Source organism: Pseudomonas sp. HP_08, from assembly GCF_055284095.1.
The window spans coordinates 47,350-69,776 of sequence record NZ_JBTOQC010000021.1 but is presented as its reverse complement, the minus strand read 5'-3'; the positions used below and the strand labels follow the sequence as shown (position 1 = coordinate 69,776).

The window sequence follows — 22,427 nt, the reverse complement described above, 5'->3', positions numbered from 1 at the left end:
GCCAGCATCGCCGTTCAGGTAGTAATCGTTACCGCTGCCGCCGAAAATAGTGTCGTTGCCGGCTCCGCCCTGGATGGAGTCGCCACCCCATGGGCCGCCTTCATCACCGCCTTCGATCCAGTCGTTGCCGCCACTGCCCAGGATTGTGTCGCTGCCTTTGCCACCCCGAATAGTGTCATCACCCACAGAACCCTCTAGCCTTTCACTACCCTCCGTCCCCACCAGCACCGCCAGACTCTCTGTCAACGACGACAGGTCATACCCCCGAGCCTCAACCACCCCGGTAGCCACTTCCAGAACCGAATCTGCCAGCGCACCCGAACGATCATCGCTGGCCGCGACATCCGCGCCGGTCAGTCTGGCCAGTGCATCGACAAAGCTGACACCCGTCTCGCCCTGCGCCACATCGCAGCCGTACAGCAAAATGTCTCCACTTGCGCTCAAGCTCGCGCCGATCGCCTGCAGTTGCGTCTGGTACTGAGCCAGGTTGCTTTCATCGAGAACAGTGCTGCCCAGATACAGCGTGCCGACCGAACCGTGGCTGATGACCTGCACCGAGTCCAGCTCGGCATGCCCGCTCAGCAGGCGCTGTATCTGCTTTACCCCGTCCTGAGAGGCATCCAGCAGATGCCATTCGGTATCGGCCGCAAAACCGGCGATCAGGGTTTGGTAGCCGGCAACGCGGCTATCGATGAAAACGACATTCTTGGTGATCATGGTCCGGCATTCCATGGAGGACAGGGGGCGATGTGAGGGCTACAAAGTAGATACTTTGTGGGTGATGGCATTGTGCCTATTGTCGGAGCATTTGTGCTAAACAGCAGACGAAAAAAATGGCCTGCGTCTTTCGGCGCAAGCCATCTTTGTTGTACCTGTCAGCGCTTAGAGAATGAAGTCAGCCGCCACCAGGGTATTCACCCCGGTCAGCGCAATGGCGAACTCGGCATCTGCATCGGCGTCGGTGTTGCCGTACAGCACACCGGCGGCGAACTTGAGCTGGCCTGCTGTGGTAAACGCCGCCGTTGCGCCGATCAATGTGCCGATGAAGGCATCATTGGCCGCTGTTGCGGTGTTGGCATCGAGTGTCGACAGGTCGATACGATCACCTTTGGCGAAGTCGGTGATGACGTCCCATGTGGCGCTGGTGATGCCCATTTCCGACAAGGCATTGAAGTCGAAGATGTCATTGCCCAGTCCACCGGTCAGTACGTCTTTGCCTGCGCCGCCGATGAGTGTGTCGTTACCGGTGCCGCCTTCCAGCGTATCGTTGCCGGCACCGCCGTTCAGGACGTCATTGCCTTCCCAGCCCAGCAAGCGGTTGGCGGCCGCGTTGCCAGTGATGGTGTTGGCCAGCGTGTTGCCGGCGCCGCTGATCCCGGTGCTGCCGGTGAGGATCAGGTTTTCGACGTTGTTGGCCAGTTTGTGGCTGATCGAGGCGTAGACCAGATCGACGCCCTGGCCCGCGACTTCCACTACTTTGTCCAGCGCATTGTCGACGTAGTAAGTGTCGTTGCCTGCACCGCCGGTCATCACGTCTGCGCCGGCTTTGCCGTCGAGGACGTTGCTGTAGGTGTTGCCCGTCAGAATGTTGGCCGCCGCGTTGCCGGTGCCTTTAAGCACGGTAGCAAGGTTGGCCAGCGTCAGGTTTTCAAGGCCGGCTGCCAAGGTGTAGTTATTCAACGAGGCAATCACGCTGTCGATACCGGAAGTGTCCACAATTACATCGCCAGCATTGTCGATGTAGTACGTGTCGTTGCCATCGCCGCCATTCAGGGTGTCGGCGCCGGCACCGCCATTGAGCGTGTCGTTGCCGGCCAGGCCGTAGATGACGTTGTTGAACTCGTTGCCAGTCAGTCGGTTGTTATCGGTACTGCCCACCGCATTGAGAGCGGTTGCAGCGCCTGCTTGCAGGGTCAGGTTCTCGATGTAGGAGAAACTGTCCGAGGTCGATACGCCGCTGACATAGCCGCCCAGTGTGCTGCTCAGGGTTGTAATGACGGTATCGTTGCCACCCGTTGACGTCTCCAGCACATAGTCGGAGGCAGAATCGACATAGTAGGTGTCATTGCCAGCACCGCCCGCCATGGAGTCGATGCCTATGCCGCCGTTGAGCGTGTCATTGCCCAGGCCGCCCACCAGCGAGTCATTACCCGCACCACCGACCAGATTGTTATTCAGGTCGTTGCCCAGAATGATGTTGGCCAGGTCGTTGCCGGTGCCATTGAGGGCCGCGCCGGTCAGTTGCAGGTTTTCGACGTTGGCGGTGAGGGTGTAGGACGCCAGCGAGGAGCGCACGGTGTCTGTGCCTTGCGCTTCGATCTCTACCACTTTGTCGGCGGTGCTGTTGACCACATACACGTCATCGCCAACGCCACCGACCATCGAGTCGGCACCCGCGCCGCCGTCGAGCGTGTCGTTGCCGGCGCCGCCGATCAGCGTGTCGTTGGACACGAAGTTGCTGATGTTGACCGGCAGCGAGGTGCTGACCATGGTGCCGGTCGACGACAGGGTCATCAGTTTGGCGGTGATCTGGTCGGTGCCGCTGGCACTGAGGTTGATGGCCGCAGACTCGAAGCGCAGGCCCAGCGGCGTGACGCTGAAACCGTCGGAGCCGATCAGGTCGACCATGGTGCCGTTCTTGTAAATCTCGACCCAGGCGCCTTCGGCGAGTGCCAATACCGAGGTATTGAGCAGGGTGGTATCGAGGTCTTCAGGGTTGGTGACGATGATCGCCGAGTTGTTGTCGATGCCGTCATCCAGCAGGTCGAGCGGGTTCTCCGACGCGCCGTCGCCCATGCCGATGGCGCGGACGGTGGTGCCATCGGTGCCCAGCTGACGAATCAGGTTGGCGGTGTTGATATAGCTGGTGCCATCGGTCGGCGCGCCGTCCGACAGGAAGAACACGATGTTTTTCCCTGAACCCAGCGACGCCAGGTAACTCTGGGTCTTGAGCAGGGCGGCGTTGTAAGCCGTGCCGCCGCCAGCTTCCAGTTCCAGCAACTGGTCGTACAGGTCGACGCGGCCGTTGGCATTGCCGTCGCTGCCCGGATTGCCGCTGTAAAGAATCTCGGCGGTGTCGTCGAACTGGATCAGCGAGACGTTGGCCTGACCGCCCAGGCCGCTGGCGATGATCGAGTCATTGAGTTTTTTGACCGAGGCAATCGCCGCGTCCAGCACTGTGTTGCTGTAGCCGTCGCCGTTCAGATCACCCACGTCGGTGGTGCCCTGGAAGGAACTGGTCATGCTGCCTGAGTGGTCGACCACATAGACAATGTTGACGCCGGTATCACCGAGACTGACGCCACTTATATTGCCGGTGATCTTGACCGAGCCGGTGGCTTGTTCGGCGGCAGAAATCGTCAGAGCAACGACTTGGCCATCGACCAGGGCTTCGCCGGAACTGATTGCGTTTTCCGCGCTGCCGTTGTCGCCCACCAGTAGATCGTTGCCATCGCCACCGACCAGGCTGTCGTTGCCGCCGCCACCCAGCAGGGTGTCATCGCCCGCGCCGCCGGAAATCGTGTCATTGGCCATATTACCTGTGATGCGGTTGGCCAGTGCGTTACCGGTCATGATGGTCGCGCCGTTCAGCATCACGCCATTTTCAACGTTGGCGCCCAGGGTGTAACTGGCCAGCGCCGTGTGCACGGTATCGACGCCGGCATTGACGGCTTCGGTAACCACATCACCGGCACCGACAATGTAGGTATCGTTACCGGCGCCACCGGCCATGGTGTCGGCACCGCCCTGGCCGTCCAGCAGGTTGTCGGCGGCGTTGCCGGTCAGCTTGTTGGCCAGCGCGTTACCGGTGCCTTTATAGGCGGTACCTTGCAGGACAAGGTTTTCGAGGTTATTGCCCAGCGTGTAATTGATGGTGGAGTAGACCGTGTCGGTACCGCCGGTACTGGCGACCGCATTGGTTTCGGTCACGACATCGCCGACGTTGTCGACATAGTAGCTGTCGTGACCTTCGCCACCGATCATGGTGTCGGCCCCGGCACCGCCATTCAGGGTGTCGTTGCCGGCATTGCCGGTCAGTACGTTCTTGCCGGCGTTGCCCGTAATCAGGTTGGCGGCACTGTTGCCGACGCCGTTGATATTGCCGGCCCCGGTCAACACCAGGTTTTCAAGGTATGCACCGAGTGACCAGGAAACGGCCGACTGGACCGTATCAGTGCCTTCGTTGATTTTTTCGACAATTACATCGCCGGCCCCGACGATATAGGTGTCGTTACCCAGCCCGCCGGTCAGCGTATTGGCGCCGGCATGAGTGCTGCCATTGAGCACGTTGTTGGCCGTGTTGCCCGTGGCCGTCAGCCCGGCCGTGGTGCCGGTCAGCGTGATGTTTTCTACATACGGCCTGGAAGCAATCGAATAGCTGATGCTGGAGATGACCGTGTCGGTGCCTTCGTTGGCGTTTTCGGTGACGACATCGCCGGCGCCCGTGACGTAATAGGTGTCATTGCCGGTGCCACCGATCAGCGTGTCATTACCTGTACCCTTCAGGGTGTCGTTACCGCCCAGGCCGATCAATTGGTTGGCTGCGCTGTTGCCGGTGATCACGTTATCGCGCGCGTTGCCGGTGCCGTTGATGGCGGCGCTGCCGGTCAGGGTCAGGTTCAGGCCGTAGCTGGGCAGAGTGGTGGTCGTGGCGGACGACACATCCTTGGTGAAGTTGACCAGGCCATTCAGTTCGGCAGCGGTCACACCGGTGAGATAGGCATTGTTGCTCAGGTTGGCCAGCGAGTTGCCAATCGTGGTCGCCGCAGCGGTGTCCCCCGACAAGGCATAGAAATGCATGATCACCTGAGTCTGGCCGGCCGCCAGGTTCAGGTTGAACGAGGTCACCGGCTGGTCGACATAGGTGCCGCCAACCGCACTCGGCGATCCGGCACCGCCAGAGACAATATGCGTCAGCGCGGGGTAGCTGGCGTTATACGAACTGCCGTAAGACGCCCAGTCATCGGCGGCGGTGCGGGTGGTATCGCCGCTCGACGTCGCCAGTGTCTTGGTGTTGCTGTCGTAATAAATGTTGTCGTTCAGGTCGACCTTGACCGCTTTGGCGGTGGTGCCGGTGTTGGTCACGATCTCCAGCATGCGCACATAGCCGTCGGCCACGTACGTCTTGCGCTCCACCGAAATACCCGCCGAGGTGTTGGTGCCGGTCACGCTGTGGGTGTTAGTAGCGGCGGTCGATGTCGCCCAGCTCAGGGAGGTGCTGCTGGTCGATCCCGCGACATACAGCGATAGCGACGTATTGTCCAAAGCATCGTAGGTAGAGGTGTTGCCGGGAATGTACTTGCCCCGGGCGTCTACAAGATTGCCGTTGCTATCAATGTTCCAGATATTGCCGAGTGCATCCGTAAAGTTTAGAGACACGTCCGTTCCCTTGCATGAAAGTGATGGCTTTGGTTTTTTGTCGGTGACGCAAGTTTTTCAGGCGTATGTCACGCCTTGATTACGCGCTGGAGTCAGCCGTATTCGGTGGGATAGTCGCGGGGCGAGAGAGAGGTCCAGACGGGGGCCACGGCTGGGTAGCCGGCAGTGCGGCTGTCGATCAAAACGCGGTGCTTGATGGACATGGTCCAGCCTTCCCTGACGGACAAAATGGGTGACGTTAAACGTACAGAACAGACACATTTACGAACAAATTGCATTGTGCCTGTTGCGTGAGAAATTGCCAATCGGGCGAGGGGCGCTCGTTATCCTCACCGCGGTTTAGAGCACGTATCATCGCAACCTCTGGCGATTGCCCAGCAACGACAATGATCAGGAATGGCAACAATGATGAAGCAGACCTGGAAAGGACTCGCCTTGACGGCACTCATGGCCCTGACCAGTCAGGCATGGGCAAGCGAGCCATCGTCGGTGTATCTGCGTTGCACCATGACCCCGCAGCAATACGCCAAGGCCATGGCCGCGCCACCGGGTTCGGCACGCGCCTACAACGACTGGCAAACGTGGTTCGACGGACAAGGCATGTACGGCCCCGGCAAGGTTCAGCCCGAGTGGCTGCTGGACTCCGACGCGCAAAGCCTGGGCGATTTGCTACAGGCCTGGGATGGCGCAGGCGGGCTTTCTCACTACGACCCGGCGACCGGCCGCTGGCAGTTTGCGCTGCTGGAGTTCACTGAAAACTACGGCGAGATGATTCAGTTACTGGCCCCGCTGCGCAGCGTCGCACCGTACTGCAAGGCCGACAGCGACAGCTTTCTGTTTATCTATTCCTACATCTGGGGCGATGGCGATAACGCCTACCTGACCCTCAACCAGAAGCAGAGCCGGTTTGCAGAAAAGCCTACGCCGGCCCAGCGTCAAGAGGCCGACGCGGCGTTGAAGCTGCTGATGGATAACGCGGCTGAATATTGAAGACGGCGTTGTCATGCATGCTGTTCGGTTAACTGCTCGCGAATTTCCAGCGCGGTTTTGCCTTTGGTTTCCACCGCCATGCCCATTGACTGAATTCGACTGATTTCCGCATCGGTCAGGCCGAGGCTGCGCAGGCCATCAATCCAGCACTGCAGGCGCACCGCAAAGGTGTCTCTCGCGTTGGGACCTTTGGCGCGCTGGCACATGTCGCACAGATCATCGGGGAACGGCTTGCTCGCCCATGTGCCGGGGCGTCGATATTCGAACAGCCCGCAGTCGCAACGGCATAGCCAGACAGTGCCTTTTCCGGAGCGGCTTGGGCGGGACCAGGCAATTGCGGTCATTTGTCCACGCCGCTTGCCGGTGTGATCGGCGGCATGTTCGGGGCGAGGGGGCAGGTGTGGCAGGTGGGTGAGGGTGAGTTTTGTTGTAGAAGGGCTCATGGATGCTTCCTTGCATGATGGGTGGGTTAAGGTGTTGGCTTTTTTCGGGCAAGCCGGTGCTGCTGGCGCTTGTGCACTGTTGTTGATTTTTCATGATGATTTGCGCCGGTGAGTGGAGACGCAGGTCTGTTTTCAAGCGAAGTGATCAGGCAGGCGTACGACCGCCCGCTTGGGGCGTGTCGGTGAGGATGTGCATTCTGATAACCTCGGGCAAGAATAGTGAAACTTAAGGTTCCTTATATGGAACCAATCTAGTTCCTTTATTGGAACCTGGCAATGGGAGAGTCAGCGAGTGGATTTGCCGGGAAAGATGAAAGCTATCCGCGCCAGGGAGGGTCTTACTCAGAGTGAATTCTGTGAAATCGTGGGTATCAGTATCAGCAGCTGGAAGAAGTACGAGGCTGCGATCACGGAGATGGGGCTGCAGCCTTTCCTGAAGGTCGCCAATCATGAGCGATTCAAGAAGTACGCGCTTTGGCTCACGACGGGGGATGTGGCTCCCGAATCCGGGCAGTTGAGTCCGCTTTGACACCACGACGACAATAAACCTTATCCATACGATCCAGCCCCTATGAACCCGATCGATCTCCTGCCGTTTCAGCGCATCACCGCAGCCCACGGCACGCTTGAGGGCGCGGCGTATTTCGATCCTGAGGAAAGCATCGTTCACGATGTGTTTCCCGACCGCATCGTGTTCCAGACCAGTTTTCTGGATCACAGCAGCTATGAGGTCGGTGTCGTCGACAGCGAACTTCATGTGCGCAAGACGCGGCTGGACAACTATCGCCGCGGCCATAAGGCTCAGGTGATCGATGACGAGATGGACGATGAGGACTGGGATGAGTTGGGCAGTCTGTGGCAGCGCTTGAGTCGGGACCTGGACACTCAGGTGCAAGGGCCGCCGCTCGATGTGGCCGAGACCCTGGGCGACCTGTTTTATTGCCTGTTCGACGAAGCGCATGCGCAAGCGCTCGTTGAACATATGCCGGACATTGAAGCGCAATGGGATTGGGCCTGGAATCAGGTTGCGTCAGCGCTCGCCGGGACTCGACAATTGGCTCATTTCGAATGGAAGGCGTGGTCGTCCTGTGGCGTCGACGCTGTCAATGCCCTCGCTCCGCTACAGCAATTGGGTGTCGAGATTCCTGCGCCTGACGACAAGCAGATCGATGCCATCAATCGCAGCAATGATTGGGAGCGTGCGCTTCTTCAGTACTTCAACGTGCCTCTGGAGGCTCATGATTTGAAGTTGCTGGCGCTCGGTACTCATTTCGATGAATACCAGGCCTTTGCCTGTTTGCCCATGAATGGTTTGGGGCTGGCCAATGCGCTGGAGGTCATGGGCAGGCTGGGGATCGTTTACAGATACTGAGGATTTCATGCGGCTGGTGGGCCAAAGACGGCAGGCATAAAAAACCGCGCAATGCGCGGTTTTTTAATCTTTGGTGGGCCCACACGGACTCGAACCGTGGACCAAAGGATTATGAGTCCTCTGCTCTAACCAACTGAGCTATAGGCCCTTTTGCAGGTCGCGGATTATAACGGGGGTTGCTCGGCTGTGCTATCTGAATAATCCGAAAGCTGTGTAGGAAGGTACGTTTCCTCGAATTCAGCCGCCGAAAGAGCAGGGCTGATGAGATGGCCTTGCAGGTGCTGACAGCCGGCTTCGATCAGCAATTGTTGCTGCTCCAGGGTTTCGACGCCTTTGGCGACGACGGTCAGTTGCAGGCTGCGGCCCAAGGCGATGATGGCGTGGACGATGGCGGTTTCGTGTTGCGCGTCGGGCAGGCCGCGGGTGAAGGAACGGTCGATTTTCAGGGTGTCCAGCGGCAGGCGCTTGAGGTAGCCCAAGGAGGAGTAACCGGTGCCGAAGTTGTCGATGGCCAGTTGAATGCCCAGCTGTTTGAGTTCGTTGAGCACGCTCAGGGTGTGTTCGGTCTGGCCCATGATGCATTGCTCGGTGATTTCCAGTTGCAGGCTGCCGGGTGCCAGTCGGTATTGGGCCAGCAGGTCGCGCATGCGTTCGACCAGGTGCGGCTGGCGTAGTTGGGTGCCGCTGATGTTGATCGACAGCGGTCCGAAGGTGGGGTGGTGTCTGCGCCATTGCTGCAATTGGCGGCAGGCATTTTCCAGCACCCAGTCGCCGATGCTCAGGAGGCTGCCGCTTTCTTCGGCCAGCGCAATGAAGCGTTCGGGCGGGATTTCACCGAGTTGCGGGTGGTGCCAGCGCAGCAGGGTTTCGGCGCCGACCAGGCGTTGTTCCTGCACGCTGACGATGGGTTGGTAATGCAGGCTCAGTTCATTGCGCTCCACGGCGTGGCGCAGGTGGTGTTCAAGGGTGATGCGTTCGTGGAGGCCGGCGCTCAGGTCGTGGGTGTAGGCTTCGACGCGGTTGCGGCCCTTGGCCTTGGAGCGGTACATGGCGGTGTCGGCGTGCTTGATCAATGTGGCCGCGTCTGTGCCGTCGTCCGGGAACAGGCAACTGCCGATGCTGGTGCTGACGATCAGCGGGTGTTCACCGGCTTGCAGCGGCGCGCAGAAGCTGGCCAGCAACTTGCGGGCGATGCCGTGAGCATCGCTGGCTTGCATCAGGCCGGGCAGCAGGATGACGAACTCGTCGCCACCCAGGCGCGCAACGGTGTCGATGTCGCGCACCTGGTCCTTGAGGCGCTGGGCAATGCCTTTGAGCAGCAGGTCGCCGGTGGCATGGCCGAGGCTGTCGTTGATGTGCTTGAAACGGTCCAGGTCGAGAAACAGCACGGCGCCCAGGCTGCCGGTTTCGTGGCTGTGCTGCAGGGCCTGGTGCAGGCGCGCTTCAAACAGCAGGCGGTTGGGCAGGCCGGTCAGCGGGTCGTGATGGGCCTGATGATCCAGGCGTGCCTGGGCGTGTTTGAGGCTGGAGATGTCGGTGAACAGGGCGACGAAGTGTGTGGTTGCACCGGCCGGGTCGCGCACCGCGCTGATGGTCAGCCAGCACGGCCAGGTATCGCCGTTCTTGCGTCGGTTGCAGACCTCGCCTTGCCAGTGGCCGTCAGCGCTCAGGCGGTGCCACAGGGCGGCATAGAAGGCGCTGTCGTGCTGGCCGGAAGAGAGCAGGCGCGGGGTCTGGCCGAGGGCTTCCTGCTCGCTGTAGCCGGTGATCTGGCTGAAGGCGCGGTTAGTGGCGTGGATGCGTTGCCGGGTGTCGGTGATCATCACGCCTTCGGCAGTGTGCTCCACGGCCATGCTCGCCCAGAGGCGCTTTTGTTGCCGTGCGTGGCGGTCGGTAATGTCGCGGGCTACGGTCAGGATGCAACGTTCGCCGGCGATCACGTACAGATGCGAGGACATCTCGCACAGCCTGACCTGGCCGTCGAGGCGGCGAATGCGGCCCTTGAAGTTGTGCACATGGCCATCGCGGCGAAACTGCTGGAGCAGCTTGCGGCGCTCATCCAGATTCACCCAAAGGCCCAGTTCCAGGGTCGAGCGTTCCATGCATTGGTTCGGGGTGTAGCCGGTGATGCGGCTGAAAGCGTCGTTGACGTTGAGCAGCAGCCCGTCGCGCTCGCGGGCGATGATCAAGGCATCGGGCGAGGTGTGTGCCGTATTGGCCGCTGCCGGGGTGGGCAGCGTGCGCGGATAGGCCATGGCGCTGATGTCGCGGATGCTGAGCAGCACGATGGTGCTGCCGTGCAGGGGCAAGGGCAGGGCGGCGGCTGAAAGCAGGCCATGAATGCATTGGCCGTCCCGGCTGCGCAGCAGGATTTCCAGATGACGAACGGGACCTTCCTGCAGGCGCCGCAGCAAGGCGGGTGCTTTGTCGGGCGCAGCCCAGAGGTCGAGGTGCAGCAAGGACTGGCCGATGGCCTCGTGGGGGGCAATGCCGGTTTGTTCGGTAAAGGCTTTATTGGTGTGCAGGACGATGCTGTCTGGCTGGCGAACGATCAGCATGATCTCCGGGCCGTGTTCAAATACTGCGGCAAACAGGTTATCGGGCAGCGCGAGGCGTGATTCGGCTGACAAGGCTTCGCCGGGATCGGGCATTAGTCCATGCATGAGGCTCACTTTCGTGTTGGCGCGGACCGATGGAGGGCATCGGCGGGCCGGCTACAACAGGAAACCGGAGCGGAGCAGGCGATCTTTTATGCGCCTGTGATGTACATAGGTGTAGGACAAATCCGGCGAGTCTGCCGGGCAAATGACGGCTGGCGAAGCCTGCTCAAAATCGACTGCCCGAAAATGCAAAACCCCCGGCAAGCCGGGGGTTTTTAGTGACGCTCTGAAGCTTATTCGTCCAGGAACGAGCGCAGGTGCTCGCTACGGGTCGGATGACGCAGCTTGCGCAGCGCCTTGGCTTCGATCTGACGGATACGCTCACGGGTAACGTCGAACTGCTTGCCGACTTCTTCCAGCGTATGGTCGGTATTCATATCGATACCGAAGCGCATGCGCAGGACCTTGGCTTCGCGGGCGGTGAGGCCCGACAGCACTTCGCGAGTGGCTTCCTTGAGGCTCTCGACCGTCGCGACGTCAATCGGCGACTGCATGGTGGAGTCCTCGATGAAGTCGCCCAGGTGCGAATCTTCGTCGTCGCCGATCGGGGTTTCCATGGAGATCGGCTCTTTGGCGATCTTCAATACCTTGCGGATCTTGTCCTCAGGCATCTCCATGCGCTCACCCAGCTCTTCCGGAGTCGGTTCACGACCCATTTCCTGCAGCATCTGCCGGGAAATACGGTTGAGCTTGTTGATCGTCTCGATCATGTGCACCGGAATACGAATGGTGCGCGCCTGGTCGGCAATCGACCGGGTGATGGCCTGACGGATCCACCAGGTGGCGTAGGTCGAGAACTTGTAGCCGCGACGGTATTCGAACTTGTCTACCGCTTTCATCAGACCAATGTTGCCTTCCTGGATCAGATCGAGGAATTGCAGGCCACGGTTGGTGTACTTCTTGGCGATGGAGATCACCAGACGCAGGTTCGCCTCGACCATTTCTTTCTTGGCGCGGCGGGCCTTGGCCTCACCGATGGACATGCGACGGTTGATGTCCTTGATTTCAGCAATGGTCAGGCCGGTTTCCTGCTCCAGATCGCGCAGCTTCTGCTGGCAACGCTGGATGTCCGGCTGGAAGCGCACGATGGCTTCGGCGTGCTTGCTCTTGCCCTTGGCCAGCGAGTCGGTCCAGCTCAGGTCGACTTCGTTGCCAGGGAACTGACGCAGGAATTCGGCACGCGGCATACGGGCATCACGCACGCACAGCTGCATGATGGCGCGTTCCTGGGCACGCAGACGCTCCAGCGAGCCACGGACGCGTTCGACCAACGATTCGAACTGCTTGGGCACCAGCTTGATCGGCATGAACAGATCGGCCAGTGCAAGCATCTGGGCAATCGCGTCCTTGTCGTTACGGCCTTTTTTCAGCGCCTTGAGGGTAATGACCAGTTGATCGGCCACAGCGCCGAAGCGTTGTGCAGCGATGACCGGGTCAGGACCGCTTTCGACTTCGTCTTCGTCGTCGCTGTCGTCGGACTCTTCTTCTTCGTCGTCACCGGCAGCCTTGACGGCCTTTTCATCGATCGGTGGCGGGACTTCGGCCGGCGGCGCAATGCCTTCGTCCGGGTCGATGTAGCCGCTCAGGACGTCCGACAGGCGGCCGCCTTCGGTGACCACACGGTTGTATTCGGACAGGATGTAGTCGACGGTGCCTGGAAAGTGAGAGATGGCGCCCATGACTTCACGGATGCCTTCTTCGATACGCTTGGCGATTTCGATTTCGCCTTCGCGGGTCAGAAGCTCGACCGTGCCCATTTCACGCATGTACATGCGCACCGGGTCCGTGGTACGACCGATATCGGTTTCGACCGCTGCCAGCGCTGCGGCCGCTTCTTCAGCGGCTGCCTCGTCGGTGTCGGTGTCGGCCAACATCAGGGCGTCGGCATCCGGAGCACTCTCGTGGACCGGGATCCCCATGTCGTTGATCATGCGGATGATGTCTTCCACCTGCTCAGGATCTGAAATATCCTCAGGCAAATGGTCGTTGACCTCTGCGTAAGTCAGATACTTCTGCTCACGACCCAGGGTGATCAACTCTTTGATACGAGACTGCTGTTGCGCTTTTCCGGACATAACACCCTATCCACTGAAGGTCTTGGCGGGCAAAAAACAAGCCGAGGATTATACCCGAGCTAGGACCTCACGCGCCAGTTGAGGTCGGGTTTTGTGTCGGCACATTGCGATTGAGCAGGTCCCGAAGCTGAGTTTTCTCTTCTGCGCTCAGTTCGGTCTGCCGTGCCTTGCTAATCAGATGTTCCAGGCTTCGCTCGCGTTGGCGGGCGGTTAAGCTAGTTATAGTGTCGAAAAACTGTTGTTCAAGGTTGTCGGCTTCGATCAGCCATTCCTTTTCTGCCAGCGCGCGTAACAATCGGCCCTGATCGGTGCCATGCCAGCGAGCTATCAACTGTAACGACCGCAAGCCGGGATTCTTTTGCCTGGCTTCGATCAATGCCACCAGAAGTTGCGCCTGAAGGTTGTCTTCGGCCGCGAAATGGCTGGCGTTGTCGACCTTTTCCGCAAGCTCCGGGTGATGCAGAAGCGTGCGCAGGGCTGACTGCATGGTTGGCTCTACGGTGGCCGGCACGCGCGGTTGTCGCGGTTCAAAGTCGCGGCGCTGGCCTTTTTTGTCCCAGGGCTTGTTGTCCCATTTCTGCTTGCCTTGACGGTTGCCCGAGCCTGCGCTTTTCGGTGGCGTCCACTGTGGCTGTTCGTCGTAACCCTGGTAATCACTGACCGATGGCGGGTAATCGGCAAAGTCGGGCATGCCCTCGTATCCGGCATGGCCCTCATGGCTGGCGGGCGCTGGAGCGCTTTGTGCCAGCTGGCTCATGGCCTCGCCGGTCAGCCCGGTGATTTCGCTCAGGCGCTGGCGCATCAAGGTGCGCAGATTGGCACCCGGAACCTTTTCGATCAGTGGTGCAGCCAGCGTGGCCAAATGGGCCTTGCCCTCCAGTGAGCGAGGATCGGCTTCCTGGGACAACTGTTCAAAAAAATAATCGGCCAGCGGTTGGGCATGCTGGTTGATACGCGCCTTGAAGGCGTCGGTGCCTTCAGAGCGCACCAGCGTGTCCGGGTCTTCGCCTTCGGGCAGAAACAGAAAGCGCGCACGGCGCCCGTCCTGCAGGCTTGATAAAGCGGCTTCGAGGGCGCGCCAGGCGGCGTTACGGCCAGCCTGATCGCCATCGAAGCAAAACAGTACGCTGGGCACCACGCGAAACAGGCGCTTGAGATGCTCTTCGCTGGTGGCAGTGCCCAGTGTCGCGACGGCATTGCGCAGGCCTTGCTGGGCCAGGGCAATGACGTCCATGTAGCCTTCGACAACGATGATCTCGTCAAGGTTGCGATTGAATTTGCGCGCCTCGAACAGGCCGTACAGCTCTTGTCCTTTGTGAAACACCGGGGTTTCCGGGGAGTTCAGGTATTTGGGCTTGTCGTCACCCAGTACCCGTCCACCGAAGGCAATGACCCGGCCACGCGCATCGCGGATCGGAAACATCACCCGGTCTCGAAACCGGTCGTAACGCTTGCCGGTTTCGTTGTTCTCGATCAGCAAGCCTGCGTCGATCATCACCTTCTGCTGCAGTGTGTCGCTGCTCAGGTGCTTGTACAGGTTGTCCCAGCCCGGTGGCGCAAACCCCAGGCCGAAGTCACGGGCGATTTCGCCGGACAGGCCGCGACCCTTGAGGTATTCCACTGCCGCCTTGCGTGCCGGATGGCCTTTGAGCGCCTGGCGATAGAACTCGGCGGCAGCTTCCAGCAACGGATACAGCGGCGAATCAGTCGGCTGACGCGGCTTCTGACCCCTGCCGCCTTGCTCGCGGGGCACTTCCATGCCTGCCGCCTTGGCCAGTTCCTCGACCGCCTGGGGGAAGTCCAGGTTGTCGTGGTCCATGATGAAGCCCAGTGCGTTGCCGCCGGCACCACAACCAAAACAGTAGTAAAACTGTTTGTCGGGGCTGACGCTGAACGACGGGCTCTTCTCTTTGTGGAACGGGCAGCAGGCAACATGGTTCTTGCCGGCTTTCTTGAGTTGCACGCGCGAGCTCACCACGTCGACGATGTCGGTGCGGTTCAACAGGTCGTCAATGAAACTCTGGGGGATCAGCCCGGCCATGGCATTCTCGTCAGGCGCAATGCAATGAGTCAGTATGGGTCATCAGTCGTGCATCCGTGGCGTCTGTGTGCAGGGTCCCATGTCGAATGGGCCTGGCAGCGCAATGGCGTGCAGCTTGAATGGTGCTGTGCACCCTGTTCGCGCTCTGTAGAGAGGCGAGCAATATGGCCCGGAGCGGGCAGGGTAGTGTTGACGGAGCGCCCTGGGCGAGCCTGCGCTTCGGGCGGTCTCTGTCAATGAAGCGTGTAGCGTGAAGCTGAAACTGCAAATGCCGACAGCCCGGCTTTGGGCCGGGCAAGGCATTCGCTTGCGACGTCAGTCTGTATTAGTACAGACGAACGGCACGGCGCTGTTCGCGCTGAACTTTCTTGGCGTGACGCTTAACAGCGGCTGCTGCTTTGCGCTTACGCTCAGAAGTTGGCTTTTCATAGAATTCGCGGCTACGAACTTCAGCCAGAACACCGGCTTTTTCGCAGGAGCGCTTGAAACGACGCAGAGCTACGTCGAAGGGTTCGTTCTCTTTAACTTTGACGGCTGGCATCCAGAGCTACCTTCATTCATTACCGGGGTCAACGTTTCGTGCAAAACGCACAGAAATACGTCGGTTTTTAAGGGTTGCGGATGTTACCCCTTCGCGGGCAGGAATGCAAAGCCTCTGATCGAAAAGGGTTGGCCCACGTCATGAGCGGCGACTATGATGCGCGCCTTCGAATCCGCCCCCCTGAAAAGGCGCACCCCATGCTAGTACTGGGACTGGAAACCTCCTGCGACGAAACCGGCGTCGCGCTTTACGACAGTGAAGACGGCCTTTTGGCCGATGCGCTGTTCAGCCAGATCGACCTGCACCGCGCCTACGGTGGCGTGGTTCCGGAGCTGGCTTCACGCGATCACGTCAAGCGTATGCTGCCGTTGATCCGCCAGACATTGGCCGAAGCCGACCGCGTCGCGACCGACATCGACGCCATCGCCTACACGGCAGGTCCAGGCCTGGTCGGCGCCTTGCTGGTCGGGGCTTCGTGTGCCCAGGCGCTGGCCTTTGCCTGGGATATTCCGGCGCTGGGCGTGCACCATATGGAAGGGCATTTGCTGGCGCCGATGCTTGAAGCGCAGCCGCCGGCCTTTCCGTTCGTCGCTTTGTTGGTTTCCGGCGGTCATACCCAGCTGGTGCGAGTCGATGGCATCGGTCAATACCAAGTGCTGGGCGAGACGCTGGATGACGCCGCCGGCGAAGCTTTCGACAAGACAGCCAAGATGATGGGGCTGCGTTATCCCGGTGGTCCTGAAATTTCGCTGCTGGCCGCCAAGGGCGTGCCGGGCCGCTTTGTGTTCCCCAAGCCGATGACCGACCGTCCGGGCCTGGATTTCAGCTTCAGCGGGCTCAAGACGTCGGCCCTTAACGCCTGGCAGCAGTGCCAGGCGTCTGGCGACGACAGTGAGCAAACCCGTTGCGACATCTCGCTGGCCTTCCAGCATGCCGTGGTGGAGACTCTGACCATCAAATGCAAGCGCGCGCTCAAGCAGACCGGCCTCAACAGCCTGGTGATTGCCGGCGGCGTGAGTGCCAACAAGGCGCTGCGGGTTTCGCTTGAAGCCATGTTGGGTCAGTTGCACGGTCAGGTGTATTACGCGCGCCCCGAGTTCTGCACCGATAATGGCGCGATGATCGCTTATGCGGGCTGCCAGCGGTTGCTGGCGGGGCAGAAGGAAGGGTTGGGCATCAGTGTCCAGGCGCGCTGGCCGATGGAGCAGTTGCCGGGGCTCTGAGAGGCTTCGGTGGCGGCCTCAAAAATGTCGTTCGCGTCCTGCCAGCAGGTCGCGTAGATTGCCGCGATGACGCCAGGCGATCAGCAGTGTCAGGATGCTCGCCGGCAGTAATGCCCGGGGTTCCTGCCAGGCCAGCAGCGGCAGGGTCAACGGGGTGGCGATCAGCGCGGCAAGTGAGCTGGTGCGGGTCAGGTAGAACGTCAGGACCCAGAGCGTCGCTGCCAGGGCTGCCGCTGGAGGATAAAGCCCCAGCAGCATACCGGCTGCCGTTGCCACGCCTTTACCGCCCTTGAAGTGAAAGTACAACGGCAGCATGTGGCCGATAACGGCGCACAGGCCGATCCAGGCTTGTTCGTTGACGCTCAGGCCCTGATGCGCCGCGATCAGGACCGGAATCAGGCCTTTGCAAAGGTCGCCGGCGAGCGTCAGGATGGCAAGCTTTCGCCCCGCCAGACGCAACATGTTGGTGGCGCCAGCATTGCCCGAGCCACTGGCGCGCGGGTCTGGCGAGCCGGTAAAGCGGCTGAGCAGGATGGCAAAGGACAGTGAGCCGAGCAGGTAGGCGAATATCGCCAGTAACCAAAACATGCTGACCATTCCGGGCTAGGATGCCTTGATTCTAACGGCGCATCGCGCCCTTGTCGTGCAGTGGAGAGTAGTGCTTGGACAGAGTGTTCATCGAGGGGCTGGAAGTCGATACGGTCATCGGCGCCTACGACTGGGAGCGTGGCATTCGCCAATGCCTGCGCCTGGACCTGAGCTTCGCCTGGGATAACCGGCCGGCGGCGGCTGATGACGACCTGAGCAAGGCGCTGGATTACGCCAGTGTCAGCGAGCGAATCCAGGCCTTTGCTGCACAAACACAGTTCCAGTTGGTGGAAACCTTTGCCGAGCGACTGGCCGAGGTGTTGATGAGTGAATTCCACATTCCCTGGCTGCATATCAAATTGACCAAGCCCGGCGCAGTCGCTGCCGCCAAAGGCGTGGGTGTGGAGATCGAGCGCGGATGTCGCTAACCCGGATTTTCCTGGGCCTGGGCAGTAATATCGAGCGTGAAAAGCACCTGCAGGCAGGGCTTGAAGCGCTCGATGGCCTGTTGCTCGATCTGCACTGCTCGCCGGTGTTCGAAAGCCATCCGGTGGGCATCAAGAGCGGTCCGTTCTTCAATCTGGTGGTGTCGGCATTGACCGATCTGCCGTTGATGGAGCTGGACCGGCGTTTGAAATTCATCGAGGCCGATAACGGTCGCTATGCCCCGGATCGCAAGGGACTGCCGCTGGACATCGATGTCTTGCTGTACGGCGAGCAGGTGGGCACCTTCGATGGTCTGGTACTGCCGCGTGCCGAGATTCTCAAGAACGCCTTTGTGCTGCGCCCTTTGTCGTTGATCGCGCCGCACACGTTGCATCCGGGTGTGGGCGAGTCCTTCGCCGACCTGTGGGCCCATGCACAGATCGACCAGCAGCTGTGGCCGGTGGCATTCGAATGGCGAAACACGCCATTGACCCCGGCCGAACTGCTGTAGACCGCTTCTAGGCGCTGGCCTTGTAAATGATCAAGGCATCCAGGCGCGCGTCCTTCAGGGCGTTGCCCAGCTCCTGGCCTTTCAAGCCTTTTTCCAGCAATGGCTGCACAGACACCGCGCGTGCGGCCTGTGCGGCGCCGTGCAGGTAGGCCGCCTGTGGATAAGGTTGTTGCTCGAAGCCCGGGCGGGCGCGGGCGTCCATTTCGCAGGCAGCAATAAACTCCTCGAAACGCTGTGGGCGGCGGTAGACGTCGAAGCCTTGTAGCAGGTCCAGCAAGGTCGAAGGCTTGAGCGCCAGTGCCTGATGCCCGTGGCTCAGGTGCTGGCCGACCAGCAGGGCCAGTTCCTGACATTCCCGAGGCGCCCGAAAGCGTTCGCTGATTGCCTTGATCTCATCCAGATCGTGCAGCAGGCAGGCCCAGCGCACGCTGAGCGGCTGCTTGTGTCTGGCACACAGTTGCAGGACATCGAGCACATGCTCGCCGGTGTCGGTTTCAGGGTAGCAGGTGTCAGGTTGCGGCAGGCCAAACAGCGCTTCGAGCTCCGGCATCAGCTCTTTGAGCGCGCCACATTCGTGCAGCACGCGAATGAACACTTCGGGCCGTTCTTCCATCAAGGCGCGGGATATTTCTTTCCAGCTGCGTTCAGGCGTCAGGGCCTTGAGCTCGCCTGATTCGCTGAGTTGACGCATCAGTCCCAAGGTCTCGGGAGCGACACTGAAACCGCGCGAGGCATAGCGTGCAGCAAAGCGGGCCACGCGCAGGACTCTGAGGGGATCTTCGGCGAATGCCGGCGATACGTGGCGCAAGATGCGGGCTTCAAGATCGTGCTGTCCGCCGTACGGATCGGTCAGATTACCGTCCTTGTCTTCGGCAATGGCATTGATGGTCAGGTCGCGACGGATCAGGTCCTGCTCCAGCGTCACCTCGGGGCTGGCATGAAAAACAAAGCCGCCATAGCCGACACCGCTCTTGCGCTCGGTGCGCGCCAGGGCGTATTCCTCGCCAGTGAGCGGGTGAAGAAAGACCGGAAAGTCAGTACCGACCGGGCGATAGCCCTTGATCAGCATTTCGTCGCTGGAGGCGCCAACCACCACCCAGTCGATATCGGTAACGGGTTGCCCCAGCAGGCGATCGCGTACAGCGCCGCCAACTTTATAAATCTGCATAAGAACCTCCGTAAGCACGACAGGATAAACCTTGTGCTGTGCCGACGGAGGTTAAAACTACATGACGAATTGCGCTCAGAGGTGGTGAACCACCGCCATGTCGAGCCTCGGATAGTCACCGTCGGCGTGTTCGCCTCGCGGTGGAACGTGATGGGTCTTGACCAGTTGATCGCCCTGCAGGCTTTCGAGATGCACATCGAAGCCCCACAAGCGGTGCAGGTGTTTGAGTACCTCCTCGGTGGATTCGCCCAACGGTTTACGGTTGTGCTGCTGATGGCGCAGGGTCAGCGAGCGATCGCCACGGCGGTCGATGCTGTAGATCTGCACATTGGGTTCGCGGTTGCCCAGGTTGTACTGGGCAGACAGGGTTTCACGCACGGTGCGATAGCCGTCCTCGTTGTGAATGGCCGGCACCAGCAGGTCATCCTTCTGATCGTCGTCCATGATGCTGAACAGCTTGAGATCACGAATGACCTTGGGCGACAGGTACTGAAGGATAAAGCTCTCGTCCTTGAAGCTGCTCATGGCGAACTTGATGGTGCTCAGCCAGTCGCTGCCGGCGATGTCGGGAAACCAGTGGCGGTCTTCGTCGGTCGGGTGCTCGCACATGCGCCGGATGTCCTGGAACATCGAGAAGCCCAGGGTGTAGGGGTTGATGCCGCTGTAATACGGGCTGTCGAAGCCCGGCTGGTAGATCACGCTGGTGTGCGACTGAATGAACTCGAACATGAAGCCGTCGGTCACCAAGCCTTCGTCATAGAGGTCGTTCATCAGTGTGTAGTGCCAGAAGGTCGCCCAGCCTTCGTTCATGACCTGGGTCTGGCGCTGCGGGTAGAAATACTGGGCAATCTTGCGCACGATGCGCACCACTTCGCGCTGCCAGGGCTCCAGCAGCGGCGCGTGTTTTTCGATGAAGTACAGGATGTTTTCCTGGGGCTCGGCCGGGAAGCGCGCATTGTCTTCCTTGCTGCCCTTGCCGGCGCTTTTCGGGATGGTGCGCCACAGGTCGTTGATCTGCCGCTGCAGGTGCTCCTCGCGGTCCTTCTGCCGACGGCGCTCTTCTTCGGCGGAAATAGGGTAGGGACGCTTGTAGCGGTCCACGCCGTAATTCATCAGGGCATGGCAGGAGTCGATCAGGTCTTCGACCGCATCGATGCCATGGCGCTCTTCGCACTGGGTGATGTACTGCTTGGCAAACACCAGGTAGTCGATGATCGAACTGGCGTCGGTCCAGGTGCGAAACAGATAGTTGCCCTTGAAGAAGCTGTTGTGGCCGTAGCAGGCGTGAGCCACCACCAGTGCCTGCATGCACATGGTGTTTTCTTCCATGAGATAGGCAATGCACGGGTCGGAATTGATGACGATTTCGTAGGCCAGGCCCATCTGGCCGCGCGAGTAGGATTTCTCGGTGCTCAGGAACTGTTTGCCGTACGACCAGTGATGGTAGCCCAGCGGCATGCCCACGGAGGCATAGGCGTCCATCATCTGTTCGGCGGTGATGACTTCAATCTGGTTAGGGTAGGTGTCCAGGGCATAACGCTCGGCGATACGGCTGATTTCGCGGTCGTAGGCCTGGATCAGTTCAAAAGTCCACTCTGACCCGGTGGAAAGGGGCTGGCGTTTCTGGTCTCTGGCAGTCATGACGCTAACCTGCGCTGAAAGAGTTCACGAAATACCGGATAGATATCACCGGCAGATACCAGTTGCTGCTGGGCAAAGGTGTCGGCGAATTCTTCACCGATGCGCTCGTATTCGAACCACAGCGCCTGGTGTTCGCGCGGGGTGATTTCGACATAGGTGTAGTACTGCACGAACGGCATGATCTGTTTGGTCAGAATGTCGCGGCAGATCGGCGAGTCGTCGTTCCAGTTGTCGCCGTCGGAGGCCTGGGCTGCGTAGATATTCCACTCGCTGGCCTGATAACGCTCGGCCATGATTTCCTGCATCAGTTTCAGGGCGCTGGAAACGATGGTGCCGCCGGTTTCGCGTGAATAGAAAAACTCCTCTTCGTCCACTTCGCGGGCGCTGGTGTGGTGGCGAATGAACACGACTTCGATCTTGTCGTAGTTACGCTTGAGAAACAGGTAAAGCAGGATGAAGAAGCGTTTGGCAACGTCTTTGGTGGCCTGGGTCATGGAGCCGGAAACGTCCATCAGGCAGAACATCACCGCCTTGGAACTGGGGTTGGGTTGCTTGACCAGCAGGTTGTATTTGAGGTCGAAGGTGTCGAGGTAAGGGACACGACGGATACGCGCCTTGAGCCGTTCGACTTCGCCTTCAAGCTCTTGAATGTCGCCGAAGTTGTCCGGTTCTTCACGCTTGAGGCGCTCAAGTTCTGCCGTCACTTCGCGCAGCTTGGCGCGGCTGCTGCCCGACAGTGCAATGCGCCGCGCGTGGGCAGAGCGCAGTGTACGGATGATGTTTATACGTGAGGGATTGCCCTCGTTACTGATACCGGCACGCACGGTTTTGAACGTCTCGGTGCCGACCAGGTTGCGCTTGACCAGATTGGGCAGCTCAAGGTCCTCGAACATGAATTCGAGAAACTCTTCCTGGGTGATCTGGAACACGAACTCATCCATGCCCTCGCCGGAATTGCTCGCCTTGCCAGGCCCTTTGCCGCCACCGCCGCCTTGCGGACGCGGGATGTGTTCACCGGTGGTGAACTCTTTATTGCCTGGGTGAACCACGGTCTGTTTGCCACCACGACCATGGTGAAGCACCGGCTCGTCGATGTCGCGGCCGGGAATACTGATCTGTTCGCCATGTTCCATGTCGGTAATGGAGCGGCGGCCGACGGCTTCTTCCACCGCCTTCTTGATGTGATCACGGTAGCGCCGCAGGAAACGCTGGCGGTTCACCGTGCTTTTGTTCTTGCCATTCAGGCGTCGGTCGATCACATAACTCATAGGGGCCCCTTCGGGGAGCTGCTAGCTCCAAGCTACAAGCTGCAAGTTTGACTATCGAAACGCCGGCTCCAGGCTGACATCGGTCACCGTGCTGCCCTCGA

Annotated in this window: 17 protein-coding genes and 1 tRNA gene; 6 read left to right on the top strand and 12 right to left on the bottom strand. The window is 60.0% G+C overall.

The window, feature by feature from the left end; genetic code table 11:
• Together ACYAS9_RS18580 and ACYAS9_RS18575 are read right to left on the bottom strand one after the other, a co-directional pair.
• Positions 1 to 717: DUF4347 domain-containing protein (locus ACYAS9_RS18580; protein WP_463569726.1), on the bottom strand; the 717-nt coding region annotated here is incomplete at its 3' end.
• A gap of 165 nt (positions 718 to 882) precedes the next feature.
• On the bottom strand, positions 883 to 5,379 hold the full coding sequence (locus ACYAS9_RS18575) for a beta strand repeat-containing protein (RefSeq protein WP_463569725.1): 4,497 nt from the start codon (positions 5,377 to 5,379) through the stop codon (positions 883 to 885).
• 405 nt (positions 5,380 to 5,784) lie between these two features.
• Here ACYAS9_RS18575 and ACYAS9_RS18570 point away from each other — a divergent pair, with 405 nt between their 5' ends.
• Positions 5,785 to 6,369 (top strand): hypothetical protein, encoded by a 585-nt coding sequence (locus ACYAS9_RS18570; RefSeq protein WP_463569724.1) that lies wholly within the window; start codon positions 5,785 to 5,787, stop codon positions 6,367 to 6,369.
• An 11-nt stretch (positions 6,370 to 6,380) separates the two neighbouring features.
• Here the strand turns inward: ACYAS9_RS18570 and ACYAS9_RS18565 are convergent, their stop codons facing one another.
• Positions 6,381 to 6,812 (bottom strand): hypothetical protein, encoded by a 432-nt coding sequence (locus tag ACYAS9_RS18565; RefSeq protein ID WP_463569723.1) that lies wholly within the window; start codon positions 6,810 to 6,812, stop codon positions 6,381 to 6,383.
• 310 nt (positions 6,813 to 7,122) lie between these two features.
• Between ACYAS9_RS18565 and ACYAS9_RS18560 the strand changes: the two genes are divergently transcribed.
• Positions 7,123 to 7,341 (top strand): helix-turn-helix domain-containing protein, encoded by a 219-nt coding sequence (locus ACYAS9_RS18560; RefSeq protein WP_463569722.1) that lies wholly within the window; start codon positions 7,123 to 7,125, stop codon positions 7,339 to 7,341.
• Between the two features lie 42 nt (positions 7,342 to 7,383).
• Positions 7,384 to 8,184: a DUF6630 family protein gene (locus ACYAS9_RS18555; protein WP_463569721.1), complete on the top strand. Its 801-nt coding sequence runs from the start codon at positions 7,384 to 7,386 to the stop codon at positions 8,182 to 8,184.
• A 71-nt stretch (positions 8,185 to 8,255) separates the two neighbouring features.
• Here ACYAS9_RS18555 and ACYAS9_RS18550 read toward each other — a convergent pair.
• The 5 genes from ACYAS9_RS18550 to rpsU form a co-directional block, all read right to left on the bottom strand.
• Positions 8,256 to 8,332, bottom strand: a tRNA-Ile gene (locus ACYAS9_RS18550).
• Positions 8,333 to 8,348: 16 nt separating this feature from the next.
• Positions 8,349 to 10,847, bottom strand: a complete 2,499-nt coding sequence (locus ACYAS9_RS18545; RefSeq protein ID WP_463569720.1) for a sensor domain-containing protein — start codon at positions 10,845 to 10,847, stop codon at positions 8,349 to 8,351.
• 230 nt (positions 10,848 to 11,077) lie between these two features.
• A complete protein-coding gene (rpoD, locus tag ACYAS9_RS18540; RefSeq protein ID WP_463569719.1) occupies positions 11,078 to 12,919 on the bottom strand; it encodes an RNA polymerase sigma factor RpoD in 1,842 nt (613 codons plus the stop codon).
• A 67-nt stretch (positions 12,920 to 12,986) separates the two neighbouring features.
• Positions 12,987 to 14,960 (bottom strand): DNA primase, encoded by a 1,974-nt coding sequence (gene dnaG / locus ACYAS9_RS18535; protein WP_463569718.1) that lies wholly within the window; start codon positions 14,958 to 14,960, stop codon positions 12,987 to 12,989.
• A 325-nt stretch (positions 14,961 to 15,285) separates the two neighbouring features.
• On the bottom strand, positions 15,286 to 15,501 hold the full coding sequence (rpsU, locus tag ACYAS9_RS18530; protein WP_002551877.1) for a 30S ribosomal protein S21: 216 nt from the start codon (positions 15,499 to 15,501) through the stop codon (positions 15,286 to 15,288).
• Positions 15,502 to 15,698: 197 nt separating this feature from the next.
• Between rpsU and tsaD the strand changes: the two genes are divergently transcribed.
• Positions 15,699 to 16,724, top strand: coding sequence for a tRNA (adenosine(37)-N6)-threonylcarbamoyltransferase complex transferase subunit TsaD (tsaD, locus tag ACYAS9_RS18525; protein WP_463569717.1), 1,026 nt, complete (start codon positions 15,699 to 15,701; stop codon positions 16,722 to 16,724).
• 18 nt (positions 16,725 to 16,742) lie between these two features.
• On the opposite strand, the gene plsY is transcribed toward tsaD, so the two are convergent.
• Positions 16,743 to 17,312, bottom strand: coding sequence for a glycerol-3-phosphate 1-O-acyltransferase PlsY (gene plsY / locus ACYAS9_RS18520; protein ID WP_463569716.1), 570 nt, complete (start codon positions 17,310 to 17,312; stop codon positions 16,743 to 16,745).
• A 74-nt stretch (positions 17,313 to 17,386) separates the two neighbouring features.
• Between plsY and folB the strand changes: the two genes are divergently transcribed.
• Both folB and folK read left to right on the top strand, forming a co-directional pair.
• A complete protein-coding gene (folB, locus tag ACYAS9_RS18515; protein WP_459743210.1) occupies positions 17,387 to 17,740 on the top strand; it encodes a dihydroneopterin aldolase in 354 nt (117 codons plus the stop codon).
• Positions 17,731 to 18,249: a 2-amino-4-hydroxy-6-hydroxymethyldihydropteridine diphosphokinase gene (gene folK, locus ACYAS9_RS18510; protein WP_463569715.1), complete on the top strand. Its 519-nt coding sequence runs from the start codon at positions 17,731 to 17,733 to the stop codon at positions 18,247 to 18,249. Before folB ends, folK begins: the two co-directional genes overlap by 10 nt.
• A 7-nt stretch (positions 18,250 to 18,256) precedes the next feature.
• Here folK and ACYAS9_RS18505 read toward each other — a convergent pair whose 3' ends face one another.
• From ACYAS9_RS18505 to ACYAS9_RS18495, 3 genes are all read right to left on the bottom strand, one after another.
• A complete protein-coding gene (locus tag ACYAS9_RS18505) occupies positions 18,257 to 19,417 on the bottom strand; it encodes a multifunctional CCA addition/repair protein (protein WP_463569714.1) in 1,161 nt (386 codons plus the stop codon).
• A gap of 75 nt (positions 19,418 to 19,492) precedes the next feature.
• Positions 19,493 to 21,058, bottom strand: coding sequence for a SpoVR family protein (locus ACYAS9_RS18500; RefSeq protein ID WP_463569713.1), 1,566 nt, complete (start codon positions 21,056 to 21,058; stop codon positions 19,493 to 19,495).
• A complete protein-coding gene (locus ACYAS9_RS18495; RefSeq protein ID WP_463569712.1) occupies positions 21,055 to 22,326 on the bottom strand; it encodes a YeaH/YhbH family protein in 1,272 nt (423 codons plus the stop codon). Before ACYAS9_RS18495 ends, ACYAS9_RS18500 begins: the two co-directional genes overlap by 4 nt.
• Between the last annotated feature and the right edge of the window lie 101 nt (positions 22,327 to 22,427).

Excerpts from the sequence above, each read along its gene's own strand:
- ACYAS9_RS18570 (WP_463569724.1), top strand. The coding sequence starts at position 5,785 with ATGATGAAGCAGACCTGGAAAGGACTCGCCTTGACGGCACTCATGGCC.
- ACYAS9_RS18565 (WP_463569723.1), bottom strand. The coding sequence starts at position 6,812 with ATGAGCCCTTCTACAACAAAACTCACCCTCACCCACCTGCCACACCTG.
- ACYAS9_RS18560 (WP_463569722.1), top strand. The coding sequence starts at position 7,123 with ATGAAAGCTATCCGCGCCAGGGAGGGTCTTACTCAGAGTGAATTCTGT.
- ACYAS9_RS18555 (WP_463569721.1), top strand. The coding sequence starts at position 7,384 with ATGAACCCGATCGATCTCCTGCCGTTTCAGCGCATCACCGCAGCCCAC.
- ACYAS9_RS18545 (WP_463569720.1), bottom strand. The coding sequence starts at position 10,847 with ATGCATGGACTAATGCCCGATCCCGGCGAAGCCTTGTCAGCCGAATCA.
- rpoD (WP_463569719.1), bottom strand. The coding sequence starts at position 12,919 with ATGTCCGGAAAAGCGCAACAGCAGTCTCGTATCAAAGAGTTGATCACC.
- dnaG (WP_463569718.1), bottom strand. The coding sequence starts at position 14,960 with ATGGCCGGGCTGATCCCCCAGAGTTTCATTGACGACCTGTTGAACCGC.
- rpsU (WP_002551877.1), bottom strand. The coding sequence starts at position 15,501 with ATGCCAGCCGTCAAAGTTAAAGAGAACGAACCCTTCGACGTAGCTCTG.
- tsaD (WP_463569717.1), top strand. The coding sequence starts at position 15,699 with ATGCTAGTACTGGGACTGGAAACCTCCTGCGACGAAACCGGCGTCGCG.
- plsY (WP_463569716.1), bottom strand. The coding sequence starts at position 17,312 with ATGTTTTGGTTACTGGCGATATTCGCCTACCTGCTCGGCTCACTGTCC.
- folK (WP_463569715.1), top strand. The coding sequence starts at position 17,731 with ATGTCGCTAACCCGGATTTTCCTGGGCCTGGGCAGTAATATCGAGCGT.
- ACYAS9_RS18505 (WP_463569714.1), bottom strand. The coding sequence starts at position 19,417 with ATGCAGATTTATAAAGTTGGCGGCGCTGTACGCGATCGCCTGCTGGGG.
- ACYAS9_RS18500 (WP_463569713.1), bottom strand. The coding sequence starts at position 21,058 with ATGACTGCCAGAGACCAGAAACGCCAGCCCCTTTCCACCGGGTCAGAG.
- ACYAS9_RS18495 (WP_463569712.1), bottom strand. The coding sequence starts at position 22,326 with ATGAGTTATGTGATCGACCGACGCCTGAATGGCAAGAACAAAAGCACG.